Source organism: Marinobacter changyiensis (assembly GCF_009193265.1).
GTDB lineage: Bacteria > Pseudomonadota > Gammaproteobacteria > Pseudomonadales > Oleiphilaceae > Marinobacter > Marinobacter changyiensis.
On record NZ_VZZZ01000001.1, the window covers coordinates 726,805 to 746,207 of the forward strand.

Below are 19,403 nucleotides of genomic sequence, written 5' to 3' on the forward strand. Positions count from 1 at the left end.
GGGCGTCTTTTTTTTGCAGTCTTTTTACAGGCTTATTTGCAAAGGACGTTTGCATTGAGCGGAGACCGGAGATGATCAAGTTATGGTTATTGCCTGCCTGGATGTTCATCCTGATGCCCCTCTCGGCGTCCTCCGTTTACCGCTGTGACAATGCCGACGGCGTGACTTTCTCTGATCAGCCCTGTGGTGACAATGCCGAGCCCGTGACCATCCGGGACAACCACATTGGCGGCAGCTTCGGTGACAACCTGCCGGAGCCAGTTCCTGAAACACCGGATCGCCAGAACAACCCGGCCGAGGTCCAGCTGCAGGACCCTTGCCGTTTTATCAACTCCACCGAGCTGCGCACCTATCTGGCCCGCGGTCAGGTGGTCAAGGGTATGACCAAAGAGCATGTCCTGAAGGCCTTCGGTCGGCCACCAGAGACCTATCCCGTACCCCAGGAAACCTGGGTTTACCAGACCGACTACTACGGCAAACTCTACGAGCTGACTTACGTGTACTTCCGGGACGGCTGCGTGGAAAGCGTTCAGTACCGGAAACCGTGAAGGTCAAGACTATGTCCGAACAACATTATGACGTCCTTATCATTGGTGCCGGGTTGTCCGGCATCGGTGCCGGCTACCATCTGAAAACCCTTTGCCCGGGCAAGTCCTTCGGGATTCTTGAAGCACGCAGTGCCATCGGCGGCACCTGGGATCTGTTCCGCTACCCCGGCATTCGCTCGGACTCCGACATGTATACCCTGGGGTACGCCTTCAAGCCCTGGCGGGAAGGCAAGGCTGTCGCCGATGGCCCTGCCATTCTGAATTACGTAAAAGCCGCCGCCCGGGAAAACAACCTGGAGCAGAAAATCCGATACAACCACCGCGCCACCCGCTACAGCTGGTCCAGCCGCGAGGCCCTCTGGACCGTGGAAACCGACAATACCGCCACGGGGGCCAGGGAGCGCTTCACCTGCAACTTTTTGCTCAACTGCAGTGGCTATTATCGGTACGACGAAGGCTATACGCCTGAGTTCAAGGGGCGTGAAATCTTCCGGGGCGAGATCATTCACCCGCAACACTGGCCAGACAATCTGGATTACGCAGGCAAACGTGTGGTGGTTATCGGCAGTGGCGCAACGGCGGTTACGCTGGTGCCCTCGATGGCGAAAGCAGCTGCCCATGTCACCATGTTACAGCGCTCACCCAGCTATATTGTGGCTTTGCCCGATGTCGATCCCATCGCGCAAACGCTGAACCGGTTGTTGCCCGCAAAGCTCGCCTATCGCCTGATGCGGCTGAAAAACGTCTTCATGCAGACGCTGTTTTACCAGCTTTGCCGACGTTACCCAGCCCTGGTCCGAAAGCTGCTGCGTAACCATCTCAAGTCTCAGCTCGGGCCGGATTTCGACATTGATAGCCACTTTAACCCCAGCTACAACCCTTGGGATCAGCGGCTTTGCCTGGTGCCGAACGGCGATCTCTTCCGCTCATTGCGACGGGGTGACGCCTCCGTGGTCACCGATCACATCGACTGCTTTACCGAGACCGGTATACGTCTTGCCTCTGGAAGGGAACTGGCGGCAGATATCATCGTGACCGCGACCGGCCTGGATCTGGTGGCCCTGGGTGGGGCGGAACTGGTCGTGGACGGCGAGAGCAGGGCCCTGTCCGAGACGATGAGCTACAAAGGCATGATGCTGAGCGACGTGCCCAACCTTGCGCTGGTGGTGGGCTACACCAATGCGTCCTGGACCCTGAAAGCGGACCTCACCGACCAATACGTCTGCCGCCTGATCAATTATATGGATCAGCATGGCTATAACTACTGCACCCCGAAAGCTGACCCGGCGGTTCAGGAGGCGCCTTTTCTCGATCTTGACTCGGGTTATGTCCAGCGCGCGCTGGATCATCTTCCCAAACAAGGTGACCGGGCACCCTGGAAACTCTACCAAAACTACCTGCTTGACCTGCTGAAACTCCGCTACGGCCCGGTCACTGACCGCGTAATGACCTTCAGCCGTATAACCGGGAATCCTGGCACAGTCGAAAATGCTCCGGTCTGACGGGGCTCACTACTCACTAAACCGGCCGGGCCGGAAAGCATCCAGCGACAGCACGGGCTCCCGACCATCGATCACTTCGGCGATCAGGTCCGCGCTGGCGGCACAAAGCGTCCAGCCGAACGTGCCGTGACCGGTATTGAGGTACAGATTGTCAAGCGGTCCCGGGCCAATGATGGGAGGGCCGTCCGGAGTCATCGGGCGAAAACCGGTCCAGGCGGTCGCGGCCCCCATATCCGCCGCACCGGGGAACCGGGACTCCACCGAGCGGCGGATCACTTCCAGCCGGCGCTCAGGAATCTGGCGATCAAATCCCGCCAGCTCCACAAAGCCGGTGGCGCGCATGCGATCACCCAGGCGGGTGGAAACCACCTTGAAATGATCATCATGGATGGTGGAGGTCGGTGCCCTGGAGGCGTCTGTCAGGGTCGCGGTCAGGGAGTAACCTTTGACCGGATAGATCGGCAACCGCAACCCCAGGTTTCGGGTCAGCGCTGGCGAATCACAACCGGCGCTGAGTACGAAGACATCGGCCTCCAGGCGTTCCTGACCGGCCCCGTCGGGCCTGATATCCACGCCGTGGACCCGGTGATGATCACAGACCAGCCGCTCAACCGCGGTGTTATAACGAAATGTCACCCCACCCGCTTCGCAGGCCGCGGCCAGTCCCTGTGAAAACAGATGGCAGTCACCGGTGCCGTCAGTGTCGTATTTCAGGGCGCCATACAACGGGCCGGGGCCGGTCATGCCGGGCTCGGACTCGCGGACCTGCGCCGGGGTCAGGAGCTGATAGGCGATCCCGAGCTCCCGTAATACCTTGGCGGTTTCCCGATACTCCGCCATCGCAGCCGGGGTGCTGGCCAGGTGCAGCAGGCCACCGTGGTCGCCATCGAAATCCAGCGCCAGCTCACGCTCGATGTCATCAAAACAGGTACGGCTGTATATCCCGAGCCGCAACATTGCCCGCTTGTTCAGCCCGAACACCCCCGGCGCATAGGCAAACCGGAGCGTCGCGATCATGAACCGCAAAGCCTCGAGGGACGGCGGAAGCTTTAATTTCAGTGGACCGTCCCGCTGCAGTAGCCACGGCAGGGCTTTTTTGACCATGGCCGCAGATGCCCAGGGGTAGACCACCCCGTAGGAGCGCTGACCGGCATTGGCCTTGCTGGTTTCCAGCCCGGCACCGGGATGCCGTTCGATTACCGTGACCTGATGCCCACGGCGGTGAAGAGCCCAGGCTGTGGTTACGCCGACCACACCGGCGCCAATTACGACAATATGCATGGCATCTCCCTGTTGCCTCTCTGAACAGAGTAGACGCTAGATGTCAGAGTGCACGCTCAATAAGAGATTTCGAACCTTAGTAAGAGAGTTCCAAACGCAACAGGCCAAGGTAAGCCCTGTGGGTATTTGCCGAAAGGCCGCAATTTCGCTACTTTGCTTCTCAACGTTTACGAAGCCGAAACCTTAAAACAGGGGTTGCTGGATGTCCCGGAAAACACCGTTAACACGCAAAGACTTTGCCGATTTTCAACCGATAACCACCCGCTGGGCGGACAATGACATCTACGGCCATGTCAACAATGTGACCTACTACGCCTGGTTTGATACCGCGGCCAACCGATTTCTGATCGAAGCCGGTGGGCTGGACATTCACAACAGCCCGATCGTGGCTTACGTGGTGAGTTCCCGGTGTGATTATTTCCGGCCCGTGGCTTATCCGGAACGAATCGAGGCCGCGCTGAGGGTTACCCACCTGGGACGCAGTTCCATTACTTGGGAGATCGGGATTTTTCCGGCCGGTGAAGACACTGCCTGCGCCCAGGGCCAGCTGGTTCATGTGTTCGTGGATCAGGCCAGCCAGAGCTCGGTGGCGATTCCCGAACCGGTCCGCCAGGCCCTCGACCGGCTGGTCGTCAGCTGACTCAGTTTGCCCGCCCGCCGCGACGGCGCTGCACCAGCTCCGGAGATGGTTTCAGCAGCTCAGCCTCATAAACCACCCAGCCACCCAGCATAACGCGGGCGGGTGGGTACCGGTCACTGGCCACGGGTCGCCCGATGGCCTGGGCCTGAACGATCTGGTGCGTATCGGCATCAAGATAGGAGGTAAACCCTTCAGGGTCCTTGGGAAGCTCTATGTGCAGGCCCTCCAGTGCTGCAATCATGGCATCGGTGTCTGACACATCACCCACCATAGCCACCGCTTTTGCGATAACCAACATGCCGGCATAGGCCCCTTGCGCCGAATAACTCGGGTAACGGCCAGACAGCTCATAAAACGCCTGCACGAAACGGCGGTTGCGCTCGGTGTCGGGCCAGTTCAGATGATGGCGGGCCGACAGGATCAACCCCGGCGGAGGGTCTTCGCCTAACGCGACCAGAGTATCGTAATTACCACCGGTATCGAAGTTGGCGACCGCCATCTGCTGGAACAGATTGGTGGTACGCGCCTGTTCGATAAACGCATTGAAATCCCCACCCCAAAGCGCTGTCACCAGGATATCCGGCGGCGATTCCAATAACGACTGGATGTAGAGGGTGTAATCGGGCTCGTACAGCTTGGGCCAATAGTCACCGGCCACCTGGTACTCCACCCCCAGCATGCCCAATGCCTGCCGCAGATCCCGCCAGGCCACACGGCCATACTCGTAGTCCGGGCCCAGGAAAGCCAGCTTCTGCCAGCCGGTTTTGGCCTGCAATTCCTTGAGATAGCGGGCACCGGCGGCGTGGGAGTACCAGGTGTCGCTGGAGACGCGAAAATAGTAACGGTGGCCCTCTTCCAGCACACTGCGGGAGCTGGCGTGATCGGTACCAATCATAATGACGCGCCGCTTCCGGGCAACCCGGCTGACTGCCAGCCCCACCCCGGAACTGACCATACCGCAGAGAATATCGGCCTGATCGACGGCAATAAAATCCTCCGCCATTCGCACCGCGAAGGACGCTTTGGAGCGGGAATCGTCGACGATCACCCGCAGCCGGGGGGCGTCCGGCTGCTGTGCCAGCTCCGCCAGCGCCACACGGATCCCGGCGATACTGTCACGGCCGTAGCTGGCAGGCCGGCCTGTCATGGGGTACATGCAGGCCACCGTCACATCCGCCTCGGCTGCCGGCGCGCCCAGCTCAACCCGCCCGACGGGTTCAGCGGCTGCAGCGCTCTCGTCCGCCGCGAGCGGGCTGATCGCGAGCCACAATATCGGTGTCAGATACCGCCAAAAGGTCATGTCAGATTCTCCTGCGACCATGGCCTGAAACGCTCGTCATTGTTGTTCCCTCCAGCCCCAGACGTTGCAACCGACGCTTGAAGGCATGGCGCGACAGCCCCAGAAATTCTGCTGCCCTGCCCTTGTGGCCGCCGGTTTCTGTCAGCGCCTCCAGCACGATCTGACGCTCAGTGCGCTTCATGCGCTCGCCGAGATAATCCGGATGCAGATCCTCCCTCTGCATTTCCAGGGGCAGCAGCGACGGTTCGATTAGCTGGCCCGGGTAGAGAATGGTGAGTCGCTCGACGAGGTTTTTCAGCTCCCGGACGTTGCCCGGCCAGGCGTAATGGCGCAGCTGCTCCAGGGTTTCCAATGCGTAGTGAATGGGTTGGCAGCGCTCCTCCCGAGCCTGGATTCCGGCAAACTGCTCCAGCATCAGGCCGATGTCGTTGCCACGCTCACGCAATGGCGGTATCAACAATTCGATCACATTGAGTCGGAAAAACAGGTCTTCCCGGAATCGCCCTGCCCGCACTTCGGTTTCCAGCGGGCGGTTGGTAGCGGCGATGACGCGGGCATTGGCGGTGCGCGGACGGTTGGAGCCCACGGGCCGGTAACTGCCATCTTCCAGAAAGTGCAGAAGTTTTGCCTGCAGCGGCAGCGGCAATTCGCCCACCTCGTCCAGAAACAGTGTGCCACCGTCTGCCAGCGCCACCAGCCCGATCCGGGTCTGGTGGGCGCCGGTGTAGGCGCCTTTTTCCGCGCCAAAAAGTTCCGCTTCGATCAGCTGTTCCGGCAAGGCCGCACAGTTGATTTCCACAAACGCCTCAGCGGTGCGGGGACTACTGGAATGGATCGCCCGGGCCACCACGGCCTTGCCGGTCCCGGACTCCCCCTGCAGCAGGATGCGCCCGGCACTGCTGCCTGCAACCCGTTGAATGGTGTTCCAGAGCTGGCCCATGGCGTCGCTTTCCCCCACCAGACCAGAAGCCGACGCCGCGCGGTCACGGTGGTAATCGAGCTCACTTCGCAAGCGGATACGCTCGGTGGTGTTGCCGATCAGGTGCAGTAACTCGTCCAACGCAAACGGCTTGGTCAGATAGTCGGCGGCGCCGGCCTTGGCCGCCTGAACCGCTGCGCGGGTATCGCCATGGGCGGAAATCATCACCACCGGCAAGCCGGGATAATCCCGGCTCAGGGCCTCCAGTACCTCCATGCCCCCGATCCCGGGCAACCGGAGATCCAGCAGCACGATATCCGGCCGCTCCCGCGCCACCATGGCCAGGCCATCTTCGCCGGAATAAGCGCAAACCGCCTCGATATCGGTCTCTTCGAGGGCAAACATCAGCGATCGAACAAAGCTCTGCTCGTCATCAATAATCAGTATTCGTGTCGGCATGGTAGTGTTTTTGTAAGTTGTTGACATGGTCTGAAGCGGGCAGCAGCAGGGTCACCGTGGTGCCCTCGCCCGGTTCACTTTCGATGTTCATTTCACCGCCGTTCAGCTGCACCAGCTGACGGGTGATACTGAGCCCCAGGCCAGTACCCTTGGCACGGGTGGTAAAAAACGGCTCGGTGACTCGCGGCAGCACATCCGGCGCTACCCCGATACCGTCATCGGTCACATCCACCCGAATGCGCGCGCCCTCCCGGTGGGCCCTCAGCCGCACCGAGCCGCCGGCTCCGCGCACCCCGCCGCACGCCTCTATGGCGTTAGACAACAGATTGACCAGACATTGGCTGACCTGGTCAGGATTGGCGTACAACAGCAGCCTCGAGTCACCACTGGCTGTGACTGTAATGCCCAGTTCCCGGGCGCGGCTTGAGGTCATTGCCACAGCCTGCCGGAACGCACGCCTGACTTCAAAGTGCTCTGGCTCGGCGGCTACCGGGCGGCCGTAATCCAGCAAGTCCCCCACCACTCGGTTAAGACGATCGATTTCACCCTCCACATCCTGCAACAGCCCTCGTCGTCGCATATCCGCTTCACGGCGCTCAAGAGCCTGAACCGTCAGTTTTATAGTCGCCAGCGGGTTCCTCACCTCATGGGCCACCCCGGTTGCAAACTCCCCCAACACCGCCATTTTCTCGACCTGTATCGTGCGCTGGATCATTTCGCGCAGCCGTTGCGCCATGGCGTTGAACGCATAGGCCACCTGGTCAATTTCGTCCTTGCGCGGGCCCGGGACGTCGAGCTGGAAGTGCAAGTCGCCGGAGGAGAACGCCTCGGCCCCCTGCACCAACCGGTCGATCCGGCGTCGCAGGCTCCGGGCCAGCGCCCAGAACAGCAGCACAGTACCCAGGGCCATCAGGCAGGCCAGTCCATACATGCCCAGCTGGGCATTGCGTAACGGGCTCAGAATATCCGCGGCGGTGATTACATAGTCAATGTGCCAGCCGGGAAACACCTCCGGCCCACGAACCAACCCGGCAGGTTGGCGGGGCACCGCAGTGCCGGTCGGGTCTAGTAACGCGCCGCCCGGCGCCCGCAGGTACGGCCTGACCACACCGGCAAGATTTTCCGTCCGGATCTGTTCGGTTAGTGAAGCCAGGCGCACGTGCAGGCCCACAGCTCCCTCGGCGCTTTCGTCGAACAGATAACCCAGGGGCTGACGAATCAGCAGCCACCCGGGCTGCCCCGCACGCGGCAAGGCCGGGCCAATGATCTCGGTATTGTTCTTCTGCACCCGGGGCAGATCGGCCAGTGACCAGTTCTCGGTACCCCAATAGGGTGGACCGGAGGCGGCCTGGCCGGCGACAACCTGGATCAGACTGTCAGTGGCATCGAAAAACAGGATACCGTACAGATCCGGAGAGTCCGCTTCTACCCGGACAAGCTCCTGGACACCATCCGGCACGGCCTCCGTGTAGGCGAGGTAGAGCGGCATGGCAGGATGGCGTGACAGTGTCTCAAGCTGGTAGATGCGATTGTCCAGAAACGCACTGAGGCGATTGGCAGTGGCTGCCATCTGGGCCTCCAGGTGTTGCCCCGCCAGGCGTTCGGTAATGGATTCTGCCACCCTCATATGGAGGATGCTGAGCGCCGTCACCGAGCCGATGATCAACACCAGCGAAAGCAGGGTATAGCGACCCACCAGACTGAGTTTGGACTTCATTGCGTTGCCTTTGGCACAGTGACATAAGCTCTGACGCAGCATAGCCCAGGTTGGTCGCGGGTGAATACCGGCCCTCAGTCAACCAGTTCGAGTTTTGACCAGTCGTCGCCTACCGAGGCAAGCAGTTGGGCCAGCGCCTTGCTTTTCTTGCGATAGTCATGGGCGTCTTTGTCCCAGCGTTGCTTGACCGATTGATGCAGGGGGCCATCCACCATCCGGACAGATTCCGGCCGGGCGAGATAAATACCCCGACGCTCATTGTGGTGCTTGTCAGCTTCGGGCTGCTTCGCCAGTCGGGTCTTGACGGCCTTCAGCAGGTGGGGTTCAAACTCAAGCCCGACATCCTGGGCCTCACGGACCATCCAGTCCATTGCCAGGGAGCTCAGTCCATTTTCGTCATAGCCACCGCCAACGTCGGAATGCACCCCGGCAAACCACACCTGTTTGAGATCCAGTTCCGGCTTGGCACTCCAGAGCGTGGGCTCGAAGTCCTTCCGGTTCTCATCAATGGAGACGGCATGACGGGCGTGGCGGACGATTTTGCTGGGTTCGGTATCGTGGAACAGAAACTCCCGCTCACCCAGATTGCCCCAGAATGGCACCGGAATTCCCAGTGCCCCCACCGTATCCCAGACCCCCACAAACTCGATGGGCGTAATGTCCGCCACTGCGTAACGGCTTCGAAAAAGCGCTGGGCCGTCTTCATTCGGGCTGCTGGCTCGGCTGCGTTTGCGATACAGCAAAAAAGCCTCGGGAATGCGAGCGCCATGCTCCCGCTTCATCAGCCCACAATTGCGGATAAAGCCCGCCAGCGAGCGCACCGTATAGGCGCCCCGGCTGAAGCCGAAAAAGAACAGCTCGTCCTTGGGTTCATAGTTATGCACCAGGAAGCGATAGCAATCCATGATGTTCTTGTCGATGCCGGCACCGCTGATGCCGCCCGCGATTTTCTTGCGATCGGTGCCCACCCCCCAGTCATAGAACGCCACCTGTTCGACGCCGTCCGCCGTTTTTGGCTTCACCGCCCGGGCCATCTGAATCACATTGGTGGGGTTATCTTTTTCGGGATCGTTCCAGGTGCCGTCACTGAATATCGCGATGCGCTTCATAACGTCAAACTCCCTTTGAGGCATAGGGAAGCAACTGCAGGCCACTTTTAGTTTTCTATGCGATCCATTCACGTTAGCACATGATTTATAAGTCGGGAACGCAGAACGTATGACCTCTGGTTATCTGCACCGGCTCTGCTAGTCCGAAATATTATTTGTATATTTCGAGCGCTCGCTCTATTTTTAGTCAAATGACTATTACAAAAACAACAGAGCTTACCCTAAACGGAAAAACTGCGTTGGTCACCGGGGCCAGTGGCGGCCTTGGGGAGCATTTTGCCCGTGTCCTTGCGGCTGCCGGGGCCAGGGTCATTCTGGCCGGGCGACGTCCGGACCCACTGACCAGGCTCGCTGAAAACATTACCGATGAGGGTGGCCAGGCACTGCCCGTCACTATGGATGTGACCAGTTCCACCGGGGTTTCCGGTGCCTTTGACCGCATCCGGTCTGAAGGCTGGCTGGCCGACATTGTGGTCTGCAACGCCGGGGTCGTCACCGGGACCAAGTCACTCGACACCAGCGAGGACGACTGGGACAAAGTACTGAACACCAATCTCAAGGGTTGCTGGCTGGTTGCCAACGAAGCTGCCAAACGCCTGATTGCCGCCGAGACACCGGGCAGCATCATCAATATCACCTCCATTCTGGGTCATCGCGTCGCCAGCAATGTGGCCCCCTACACCACCTCCAAGGCCGCACTGGAGCAACTGACCCGGGCATTGGCACTGGAATGGGCGCGGCATGGCATCCGGGTAAATGCCCTGGCTCCGGGTTACATCGAAACCGACCTCAACCGGGATTTTTTTACCACCGACCCCGGCCAGGCCATGATCAAACGGATTCCACAGCGCCGTCTCGGGCAACCGGACGACCTGACCGGTCCACTGCTGTTATTGGCTTCAGATCTGTCGGCCTACATGACCGGCAGCACCCTGGTCGCCGATGGCGGTCATCTTCAATCGACTTTGTAAGGATCACCCTGCCATGGATTTTTCACTGGACGCGAGATCAGAAGACTTTCGACAGCGGATCAAACAGTTCGTCGAGCGGGAGCTGATTCCGTTGGAGCAGGATCCGGCGTCTTATGACGAGCACGAGAACATTGCCCCCGCATTGCTGAAAACCACCCAGGAAAAAGCCCGAAAAGAAGGTTTGTGGGCTCTGCAAATGCCCCAGGACGTAGGCGGCCAGGGTCTCAACATTGTCGGTATGGCGGCCTGCTATGAAGAAATGAACCGTTCGATTTTCGGCCCGGTGGTGTTCAACAGCGCTGCGCCGGATGACGGCAATATGATGGTGCTTTACAAAGTCGGCACCGAGCAGCAAAAAGCCCGCTGGCTGCAGCCGATTGTCGATGGCGAGGTAAAGTCCGCGTTCGTCATGACCGAACCGGCGCCGGGCTGTGGCTCTGATCCGTCCATGACACAGACGACCGCCACCCGGGACGGGGACAATTGGGTCATTCACGGCCACAAGCACTACATCACCGGCGCTGGCATCGCCAGTCATTTCATACTGATGGCACGGACTTCGGACGACACCCGCAAAGGGCTGACGGCTTTCCTGTTCCACAAGGACGATCCGGGCTGGGAGATTATCCGCCGTATTCCCATCATGGGGCCGGAGGAGCACGGCGGCCATTGCGAGCTTAAATTCAATGGCCTGGTGATTCCCGACGAGAACCGCCTGATGAATGTTGGCGATGGTCTGAAAGTAACCCAGATCCGTCTCGGTACCGCCCGTCTCACCCACTGCATGCGCTGGCTGGGCCTGGCCAAGCGGTCCATGGAAATTGCCACCGCCTATGTGGCCGAGCGCGAATCTTTCGGCGTGCGGCTGGCCGATCGTGAGGGCGTGCAGTGGCTGCTGGGTGAGGCTGCCATGGATATCCAGATCGGTCGGTTACTGACCATGCACGCAGCCTGGAAACTGGATCAGGGCAGTTTTGCAAAAAAAGAAGTGTCCATGGCCAAAGTGGCCGTCGCCGACACGCTCCACAAGGCTGTGGATACGGCCATTCAACTGTGCGGTGCCCGGGGTTACTCCAAGGACACGCCGCTGGAGTGGATTTACCGTTATGCCCGCCAGGCCAGGCTGGTGGACGGCGCCTCGGAAGTTCACAAAATGGTGTTCTCGAAGAATCTGCTCGCCGACGGCGCAGATTTCTGGAGCTGGGGTTAAGGTATGACACACTCCGAGCTCGCCGCCGCACTGGCCGGGTACATAGCGGCTCAAACCGGTGCCCCCCACGTTCAGGTGGAGGAGTTCAGCCGCTTGTCCGGGGGCGCAATCCAGGACAACTATGCCTTGACCCTAGTGCTTGAGGGCGGTTATCAGCCCGGGCGGCAGCAGTACGTTGTACGCTGCGATGCGCCCTCCGGCGTATCGGCCAGCCTGAGCCGGCCGGAGGAATTTGCGGTCCTGAAGAAAGCCTTCGAAGCCGACGTTACGGTGCCAGAGCCCTTCTGGCTGTGTGATAACAAAAGCGTTATCGGGCAGTCCTTCTATGTCATGAGCCGGGCGATGGGGACGGCCTCACCGCAGAAACTGGTGGGTGGCGATCTGACCGACGCACAACGGTCCGAGCTGACCCGCCAGTTCGGACGGGAGCTGGGACACTTGCACCGGATCAAGCCGCCCGTAAGCGGCCTCGACTTTCTACCGCAACCAACCGAATCCGCCGCCCAGGCCAGGATAGACCTTTACCGGGATTACCTTGCGGCCATTGCCGAGCCCCATCCGGTGCTTGAGTGGGCGCTGAACTGGCTGGAAGACAACCAGCCGGCCAATGGCCCTTCCGTACTTTGCCACTGTGATTTTCGTACCGGCAATTACATGGTTGATCAGGGCCGACTGACGGCCGTCCTGGACTGGGAGTTCGCAACCTGGAGCGACCCGGCAGAAGACCTGGGCTGGCTGTGTTCCCGCAGCTGGCGCTTTGGCGCCGATGAGCGGGAAGTTGGTGGCATTGGCCACAAAGCCGAGTTGTTTGCCGGCTACCAGGAAGTGACGGGCGAACAACCCGACCCGGACCGGGTGAATTACTGGGAAGTCATGGCGCTGGTACGCTGGGCGGTGATTGCCCTGCAACAGGCCGAGCGCCATCTGTCCGGTGAGCAATCGTCGCTGGAGCTGGCGTTGACCGGTCGCATGTTGCCGCAAATGGAGTACGACCTGCTGCAGCAGGTCAGGGAGCTGTCCGACCCGGAGAAAAGAGGAACCAAATCATGAAAACATCGCGCCCGGACGCCGGGGCCTTGCTTGCGACTGCGCGGCAGGAATTGCTCGACACTGTGCTGCCTGAGGTGTCGGGGGCCCTGAAGTATCAGGTTCTGATGACTGCCAACGCGATGAAAATTGCGGCGCGGGAAATCGAAACCGGAGCCTCCACCGAGCAACGGATTCTGGACAGCATCGGCAAACTGTACGCCGAGCTGTTGCCCGACCATGCGGGCAACACCGACGAGCAAGCCCTCGCCGACGATATTCGCAACCGCCGGCTGCCAACTGAAGATGAAAGGCTTTACGACCTGTTGCTGGCTATCACCCGGAACAAGTTGCAGATCAGCAACCCGAAATACCTGAAAGATCGCTAACAAAACGGATGTGCACGAGCGCACCCGGCAACAGTCCGGAGTCAGGCTATGACCCACAAATACAATAACGGACTTGAGAAGAACCCGGCCAATTATTCGGCCCTGACACCGCTGAGTTTTCTGCAGCGGTCAGCCACCGTGTTCCCCGGTAAAACGGCGGTGATCGACGACGACATGTCTCTCAGTTACGAGGCACTGTTTGGCCGCTGCTGCCAGATGGCCAGCGCGCTCAGAGCCCTCGGCATCACGACCGGTGACACCGTCGCGCTGCTCTGCCCCAACAGCCATGAAGTGCTCGAATCCCACTACTCGGTACCCATGTGCGGGGCGGTGCTCAATACCCTCAATTTCCGGCTCGACGCGACCAGCCTTGAGTTCATTCTCGACCACGGCGAAGCGCGGTTACTGTTCTACGACACCGAATTCGAAGCCCTGGTTAAAGCCGCGGTTGCCGGGATGGAAACTCCCCCGGTACTGGTCAGTATCGAGCGCAAGGGCGGAGTTTCTGATGGCCTGGCCCGGTATGACTACGAAACCCTGCTGGCCAGCGCCGCACCAACCACAGACTGGCAACGGCCAGCGGACGAGTGGGACGCCATTTCCCTCAACTACACCTCGGGTACCACCGGTAACCCGAAAGGCGTGGTTTACCATCACCGCGGTGCCTTTCTGGCGGCCATGAGTGATGCCATGGCGTTCAATATGTCCGCCGACACCGTCTATCTGTGGACCCTGCCGATGTTCCACTGCAACGGCTGGGCCTATACCTGGGCGATCACCGCCATCGGTGGCACACACGTCTGCCTGCGCAGCATCGACACCCACGTCATCCATGACCGTATCGAGCGTTACGGCGTCACCCACATGTGCGGCGCCCCAATCGTGATGAACATGCTGCTCCACGAACTCGGCCAGCAAGGTAAAACCCTGAGCCGAAGCGTTCAGTTTGCGCTGGGGGGCGCAGCTCCGCCCAGTTCCGTTATCCGCAAGGCCCAGACCATTGGCTTTGAGATCACCCACCTCTACGGCCTGACCGAAACCTATGGTCCGGCGACCCTGTGCGTGCCGCAACCGGAATGGTCCGAGCTCAGCGTTGAGGATCTGGCCGCCAAGATGGCGCGGCAGGGTGTCGGCACTCTGGCCATTGACGAAGTGCGGATTGCTGATCCGGCAACCGGCAAGGCCGTCGAGGCGGATGGTAAAAGCCTCGGTGAGATACAACTGCGGGGTAACACCCTGATGAAGGGCTACCTGAAAAATCCGGACACCACCGCCCGGGCCTTTGCCGATGGCTGGTTCAGTACCGGTGATCTGGCGGTCATGCACCCGGACCATTACGTCGAAATCAAGGACCGCTCCAAGGACATCATCATTTCCGGCGGCGAGAACATCTCCAGCCTGGAAGTGGAAGAAGTTCTTTACCAGCACCCGGCCGTGGCCGAAGCCGCTGTCATCGCCATTGCAGACGAAAAATGGGGCGAAGTGCCCTGTGCCTTCATCAATCTGGTTACCAGCCATGACGCGCCGACCGAGACTGATGTCATGGCGTTCTGCAAGGAACGCATGGCCCGTTTCAAGGTGCCCAAGAAGGTCATCTTCGGAGAATTGCCCAAAACCGCAACGGGCAAGATTCGCAAGAATGTGTTGCGGGACAGGTTCAGGGACGAATGAATAACGCTCGAAACTACAACAACAGTGCAAGCACAGGAGCTCAATCATGACGAAACTCAAGCCCGGAAAACTCGTTACCTCCCTGGCGGCAGCCACGCTGCTCAGCACAGGGGCTATCCAGGTAAGCGCGGATGAACATCCGATCAAGCTGGGTGCTATCTACATACTCTCAGGCAGTGCCGCTACCTATGGGCAATTTGCCCAACGCGGCATAGACCTGGCCATCAGTGAAATCAATGGCAATGGCGGCGTACTGGGCCGTGACCTGGAACTGGCCATCGAAGACAGCCAGGGCAAGGCTGCTGTTGCAATCCAGGCGGCCCGGAAACTGGTCTATGAGGACGAAGTCGACGTTCTGATGGGGCTGGACAGCTCCGGTGTTGCCCAGGGCCTGGTACCCACCATCCCGGAGCTTCAGAAACCGCTGATTATTACCCACGCGGCCACCCCGGATGTGACTGGTAACCTCTGTAATGCGTTCACTTTCCGCATCAGCACCAACGTGGCGCAAAACATGAACGCGGCGGCCCAGATTGCCGCTGAATCCGACGCCAACCGCTGGACCACCATCGGCCCGGACTACGCCTTTGGCCATCAGTCCTGGGAATTCTTCGGTAATGCTTTGAAAGATCTCAAGCCCGATGTGGAGCTGATGGAGGACACTGCATTTCCGCGCTTTGGCGCCGAGGACTTCACCCCCTTCATCAACGGCGTGATGGATTCCGATGCCGAGGGTGTGCTGATCTCACTCTGGGGCGGCGATCTTGTGAACTTCGTCCGTCAAGCCACCAACCTCGGATTCTTCGAAAAGGATCTGGAGCTGATGTTCACGGTTGGCGCGGCCACCGAAGTGCTGACCGCACTGGAAGATCGCATGCCCGAAGGGGTCTGGCTGGCCACCCGCTACTGGTATGACGCCTACGATAACGAGATCAACAAGAACTTCGTCAAAGCCTATATCGACGCTTATGGCAACCCGCCGAGCTATAACGCAGAGGGCGCCTATGCCGCCGTTTATGCCTATAAAAAAGCCATGGAAACCACCGGTAATACCGACGGCCCGGCCCTGGCCAAAACCCTTAAAGGCATGAGCTTCGATGCCCCCAACGGTAAAGTGACCTTCCGTGCCGGGGATCACCAGGCCATGGTCAGCCCAAACTGGGGCCGCTCAGGACCGATGCACCCGGAACACGGTATTCGCACCCTGGAGGATCTGCGCATCTTTGATGCTGAAAAAGTATCCCGGACCGTCGCGGAGACCGGCTGCACGTTTTAACCAAACCGGTTAACCCATAGCCCGGCCGACCTGCTTGAAGGTCGGCCGGCATCCTGATCTGGTGACCTCTCGGGAGGATTTATGTCCGGTCTCGGCGCTGCTTTGCTGAACAGTCTGGATATCGGGCTACTGCTGTTTGTAATAGCGGTAGGCCTCAATATTGTGTTTGGCGTACTGAACGTCATCAACTTCGCCCACGGGGCGCTGTACATGCTGGGGGCCTACCTGGCCTTCACGCTGATGAATCTGTTGGGGTTGTCCTTTATCGTCGCGCTGATCGTTGCACCCCTGGCGGTGGCGGTCCTTGCGGTCATTATCGACCGGTTGGTGCTGCGGTTTATCTACGAGCGGGATATCGCCGACAGTCTGTTGCTGACCTTCGCACTGCTGCTGATCATTAACGAATCGGTGCGGATGATCTGGGGGTCCGGCATTCACACCGTGCAACCACCCGAGCTGTTGCGGGGTTCTGTCGGTATTTTTGGCGACACGCTCTATCCGGTGTACAGCCTGTTTGTGATTGTGGTGGGGCTGGTGCTGGTGGCTGCGCTCTGGTTTATCTTCAACCGCACCCGGGCAGGCAAGATCATGCGGGCTGCGGCCCTGGACCGTGACATGGCGGAAGCCCTGTGCATTAACACCAAGCTGGTGGTGACCGGGGTGTTTGCCTTCGGCGCCTGGCTGGCCGCCCTTGGCGGTGTGGTCGCAGCACCCATGCGGGCAGTTGACCCGGGCATGGGCGACAAGATCATCATCGAATCTTTCATCGTGGTGGTCATCGGCGGCCTCGGCAGCTTTCCCGGCGCGCTGGCCGGAGCCATGGTACTGGGCCTGATTCACGGCCTCGGCGGTCGTTACCTGCCGGAAATCAACCTGCTGCTGCCATTTATCGGCATGGCTCTGGTGTTGTTGTTCAAGCCAAACGGCCTGATGGGCAAGGGAGCAAACGCATGAAATCTGCCATCCTTCTGGGTGCCCTGGTGCTGACGGTCATTCTGCTGATCGCCCTGCCCTGGGTGGTGCCCTATTTCTACATTTTTATCGGCACCGAGATCCTGATCATGGGTCTGTTCGCTGCCAGCTTTAACCTGGTATTCGGCTATACCGGCATGCTGAGCTTCGGCCACGCGGCCTTTTTCGGCATCGGCACTTATGCCACCGCCATGCTGCTGCTTCACCTGCAATGGCCGCTGCTGGCCTGTCTGCTGGTGTCCATGGGCATGGGTGCACTGCTCGCGCTGGTGATCGGTTTTCTGAGCGTGCGTCTGAACGAGGTCTATTTCGCCATGCTGACGCTGGCCTTCGGCATGATGGTGTTCTCGATTGCCCATATGTGGCGCTCGGTCACCAACGGCAGCGACGGCATAGCCGGCTTTACCCTGGGGGCGTTCGGCCTCGGCATTGACCTGACTCTTGGTAATCCGGCGGTTTACTACCATGTGGTGCTGGCTATCGTAATTGTGGCGTCGCTGGTGCTGTACCTGATTTGCCGGTCATCGTTCGGACTGATCCTGCAGGCCATTCGCCAGAACGCCGAGCGAGTGTCGTTCTGCGGTCTCAATATCCGCCTTTATCGGCTCGCGGCCTTTACCATTTCAGGGGCATTTGCCGGCCTGGCTGGCGGCATGATGGCACCTTTCCTTCGGGTAGCAAGTCCGGAAATGATGCATTGGTCGACTTCGGCGGAACCGGTCCTGATGTCCATTCTCGGTGGCACCGGCTACTTTCTCGGCCCCTATGTCGGCTCGGCGCTGTTTGTGCTGCTGGAAACCTGGATAACCAGTGTGACCCAGGCCTGGATGCTGTTTCTCGGCATCGTCCTGGCGTTGATGGTGATGTTTTTCCGTCGCGGCATTCTGGGAACCTTTCTTGACTGGTGGCTGGACAAAAAATGACCGATCCAATCCTGAACATTCACAATCTGACCAAACGTTTCGGTGGCAATACCGCGGTTTCCGGTATCAATCTGCAGGTCATGCCCCGGGAGACCCTCGCCATCATCGGTCCCAACGGGGCTGGCAAAACCACCTTCTACAATATGGTGTCCGGCCGGATGCAGCCAACCGAAGGCACCGTGGAGCTCAACGGCCATGACATCACCGGTCTGAAACCTCACAAAATCAGCCGCATGGGGGTGTCCCGGTCATTCCAGATCAACAACATATTTCCGGAAATGACCGTGCGCCAGAATGTGGAAGTGGCGTTGTCGGCTTTTCATGGCTATAGCCGCAAGCTGTTCAACCTCGCCTCTGGCAATCGCAAGGTGCAGGAAGAAGCCGATGAACTGCTCAACCGATTGTCCATCGGCGAGCTTTCGAGTCAACGGGCCGGGATTATAAGCTATGGCGATAAACGGCTATTGGAAATTGCCGTGGTGCTGGCGACCCGACCCAAACTGGTGCTGCTCGATGAGCCGACCGCAGGCATGACGCCGGAGGAAACCCGAAGGGTGACCAAACTGATCCGCTCGCTGGCTGACAGCGGCGACTATACCTTCCTGATCACCGAGCATGATATGGGTGTGGTGTTCGATCTGGCAGACCGGATACTGGTGATGCATCGGGGCGAGTCCCTGGCCGTCGGTACCGTGGAGGAGGTAAAAAATAATCCGGATGTCAAAAAGGCGTACCTCGGCGAAGATGAAGATGATGAAGATGGCGAAAAGGAGGCGGCGGTATGATTCTGCAAATGGAAGATGTGCATACTTACTATGGCGAGAGCCTCGCGCTGCAGGGCATCACCTTGTCGCTGAACCAGGGGGAAACCGTATGCTTGCTGGGCCGCAACGGCGCGGGTAAAAGCACAACCCTGAAAAGCATCGTTGGCCTGACCCCACCCCGAAAGGGCCGGATTACCTTCCAGGGCAAAACCATCAGTGGCCTGCCAGCCTACAAAATCGCGCGCATGGGCATAGGGTACGTGCCCGAAGACCGTCGCATATTTCCCGGGCTGTCGGTGCAGGAAAACCTTGAAGTGGCTGACCGCAAGAACTCTGATGGCCAGTCCAACTGGTCCGTGGAACGCATCTTTGATGAATACCCCATGTTGGCTGAATTGGCCAGCCAGGATGGCAGCACACTCTCTGGGGGGCAGCAACAGATGCTTTCGGTTGCACGTTCCCTCATGATTGAACCACGGCTGATGTTGCTGGACGAACCCAACGAAGGCCTGGCTCCGGTCATCGTCAAACAGATCGGAGCCCTGATTGATGAGCTGTCCAAAACCACCACCATCCTGTTTACCGATCAGAGCGTCCACTTTGCATTGAAACACGCCCAACGTGCGTACATCCTCGAAAAAGGCCAGGTGGTTCACGAGGCGACCACCGACGAACTACGCAACGACGAGGCCACCCAGCACCGGTTCCTTTCCGTTGCATGAGAAG

The 19,403-nt window shown here is 59.5% G+C and carries 18 protein-coding genes; 13 read left to right on the plus strand and 5 right to left on the minus strand.

What is annotated here, in order from left to right:
* The first annotated feature begins 71 nt into the window (after positions 1-71).
* Together F6Y09_RS03525 and F6Y09_RS03530 are read left to right on the plus strand one after the other, a co-directional pair.
* Positions 72-548 (plus strand): DUF4124 domain-containing protein, encoded by a 477-nt coding sequence (locus tag F6Y09_RS03525; RefSeq protein ID WP_152205515.1) that lies wholly within the window; start codon positions 72-74, stop codon positions 546-548.
* A gap of 11 nt (positions 549-559) precedes the next feature.
* Positions 560-2,050 (plus strand): flavin-containing monooxygenase, encoded by a 1,491-nt coding sequence (locus F6Y09_RS03530; RefSeq protein ID WP_152205516.1) that lies wholly within the window; start codon positions 560-562, stop codon positions 2,048-2,050.
* A gap of 9 nt (positions 2,051-2,059) precedes the next feature.
* Here F6Y09_RS03530 and F6Y09_RS03535 read toward each other — a convergent pair whose 3' ends face one another.
* Positions 2,060-3,331, minus strand: a complete 1,272-nt coding sequence (locus tag F6Y09_RS03535) for a D-amino acid dehydrogenase (protein WP_152205517.1) — start codon at positions 3,329-3,331, stop codon at positions 2,060-2,062.
* 202 nt (positions 3,332-3,533) lie between these two features.
* Here F6Y09_RS03535 and F6Y09_RS03540 point away from each other — a divergent pair, with 202 nt between their 5' ends.
* Entirely contained in the window at positions 3,534-3,971 is a 438-nt protein-coding gene (locus F6Y09_RS03540) for an acyl-CoA thioesterase (RefSeq protein ID WP_152205518.1), read from the plus strand.
* Between the two features lies 1 nt (position 3,972).
* Here the strand turns inward: F6Y09_RS03540 and F6Y09_RS03545 are convergent, their stop codons facing one another.
* From F6Y09_RS03545 to F6Y09_RS03560, 4 genes are all read right to left on the minus strand, one after another.
* Positions 3,973-5,271 carry an ABC transporter substrate-binding protein gene (locus F6Y09_RS03545; RefSeq protein ID WP_152205519.1) on the minus strand — a complete coding sequence of 433 codons (1,299 nt, stop codon included), beginning with the start codon at positions 5,269-5,271 and terminating at the stop codon, positions 3,973-3,975.
* Position 5,272: 1 nt separating this feature from the next.
* Complete coding sequence (locus tag F6Y09_RS03550; protein ID WP_152205520.1) at positions 5,273-6,649, minus strand: sigma-54-dependent transcriptional regulator; 1,377 nt, start codon at positions 6,647-6,649, stop codon at positions 5,273-5,275.
* Positions 6,624-8,366, minus strand: coding sequence for a sensor histidine kinase (locus F6Y09_RS03555; protein WP_152205521.1), 1,743 nt, complete (start codon positions 8,364-8,366; stop codon positions 6,624-6,626). The genes F6Y09_RS03550 and F6Y09_RS03555 overlap by 26 nt, the downstream gene beginning before the upstream one ends.
* Before the next feature lie 74 nt (positions 8,367-8,440).
* Entirely contained in the window at positions 8,441-9,475 is a 1,035-nt protein-coding gene (locus F6Y09_RS03560; RefSeq protein ID WP_152205522.1) for a DUF2235 domain-containing protein, read from the minus strand.
* A gap of 191 nt (positions 9,476-9,666) precedes the next feature.
* Between F6Y09_RS03560 and F6Y09_RS03565 the strand changes: the two genes are divergently transcribed.
* The 10 genes from F6Y09_RS03565 to F6Y09_RS03610 all read left to right on the plus strand — a co-directional run bounded on the left by F6Y09_RS03565 (position 9,667) and on the right by F6Y09_RS03610 (position 19,399).
* Entirely contained in the window at positions 9,667-10,446 is a 780-nt protein-coding gene (locus F6Y09_RS03565) for an SDR family NAD(P)-dependent oxidoreductase (protein ID WP_152205523.1), read from the plus strand.
* Positions 10,447-10,459: 13 nt separating this feature from the next.
* The gene (locus F6Y09_RS03570; RefSeq protein ID WP_152205524.1) at positions 10,460-11,656 is read left to right on the plus strand and encodes an acyl-CoA dehydrogenase family protein; all 1,197 of its coding nucleotides are present in this window, start codon (positions 10,460-10,462) and stop codon (positions 11,654-11,656) included.
* 3 nt (positions 11,657-11,659) lie between these two features.
* Positions 11,660-12,706, plus strand: coding sequence for a phosphotransferase family protein (locus F6Y09_RS03575; protein ID WP_152205525.1), 1,047 nt, complete (start codon positions 11,660-11,662; stop codon positions 12,704-12,706).
* The gene (locus tag F6Y09_RS03580; RefSeq protein WP_152205526.1) at positions 12,703-13,071 is read left to right on the plus strand and encodes a DUF6285 domain-containing protein; all 369 of its coding nucleotides are present in this window, start codon (positions 12,703-12,705) and stop codon (positions 13,069-13,071) included. Before F6Y09_RS03575 ends, F6Y09_RS03580 begins: the two co-directional genes overlap by 4 nt.
* Before the next feature lie 48 nt (positions 13,072-13,119).
* Positions 13,120-14,742, plus strand: a complete 1,623-nt coding sequence (locus F6Y09_RS03585; protein ID WP_152205527.1) for an AMP-binding protein — start codon at positions 13,120-13,122, stop codon at positions 14,740-14,742.
* 46 nt (positions 14,743-14,788) lie between these two features.
* On the plus strand, positions 14,789-16,018 hold the full coding sequence (locus F6Y09_RS03590) for an ABC transporter substrate-binding protein (protein ID WP_152205528.1): 1,230 nt from the start codon (positions 14,789-14,791) through the stop codon (positions 16,016-16,018).
* A gap of 81 nt (positions 16,019-16,099) precedes the next feature.
* Positions 16,100-16,972, plus strand: a complete 873-nt coding sequence (locus F6Y09_RS03595; RefSeq protein WP_152205529.1) for a branched-chain amino acid ABC transporter permease — start codon at positions 16,100-16,102, stop codon at positions 16,970-16,972.
* Entirely contained in the window at positions 16,969-17,913 is a 945-nt protein-coding gene (locus tag F6Y09_RS03600; RefSeq protein ID WP_152205530.1) for a branched-chain amino acid ABC transporter permease, read from the plus strand. The genes F6Y09_RS03595 and F6Y09_RS03600 overlap by 4 nt, the downstream gene beginning before the upstream one ends.
* Positions 17,910-18,698, plus strand: a complete 789-nt coding sequence (locus F6Y09_RS03605) for an ABC transporter ATP-binding protein (protein WP_152205531.1) — start codon at positions 17,910-17,912, stop codon at positions 18,696-18,698. The genes F6Y09_RS03600 and F6Y09_RS03605 overlap by 4 nt, the downstream gene beginning before the upstream one ends.
* On the plus strand, positions 18,695-19,399 hold the full coding sequence (locus tag F6Y09_RS03610; RefSeq protein WP_152205532.1) for an ABC transporter ATP-binding protein: 705 nt from the start codon (positions 18,695-18,697) through the stop codon (positions 19,397-19,399). Before F6Y09_RS03605 ends, F6Y09_RS03610 begins: the two co-directional genes overlap by 4 nt.
* Positions 19,400-19,403 lie beyond the last annotated feature (4 nt).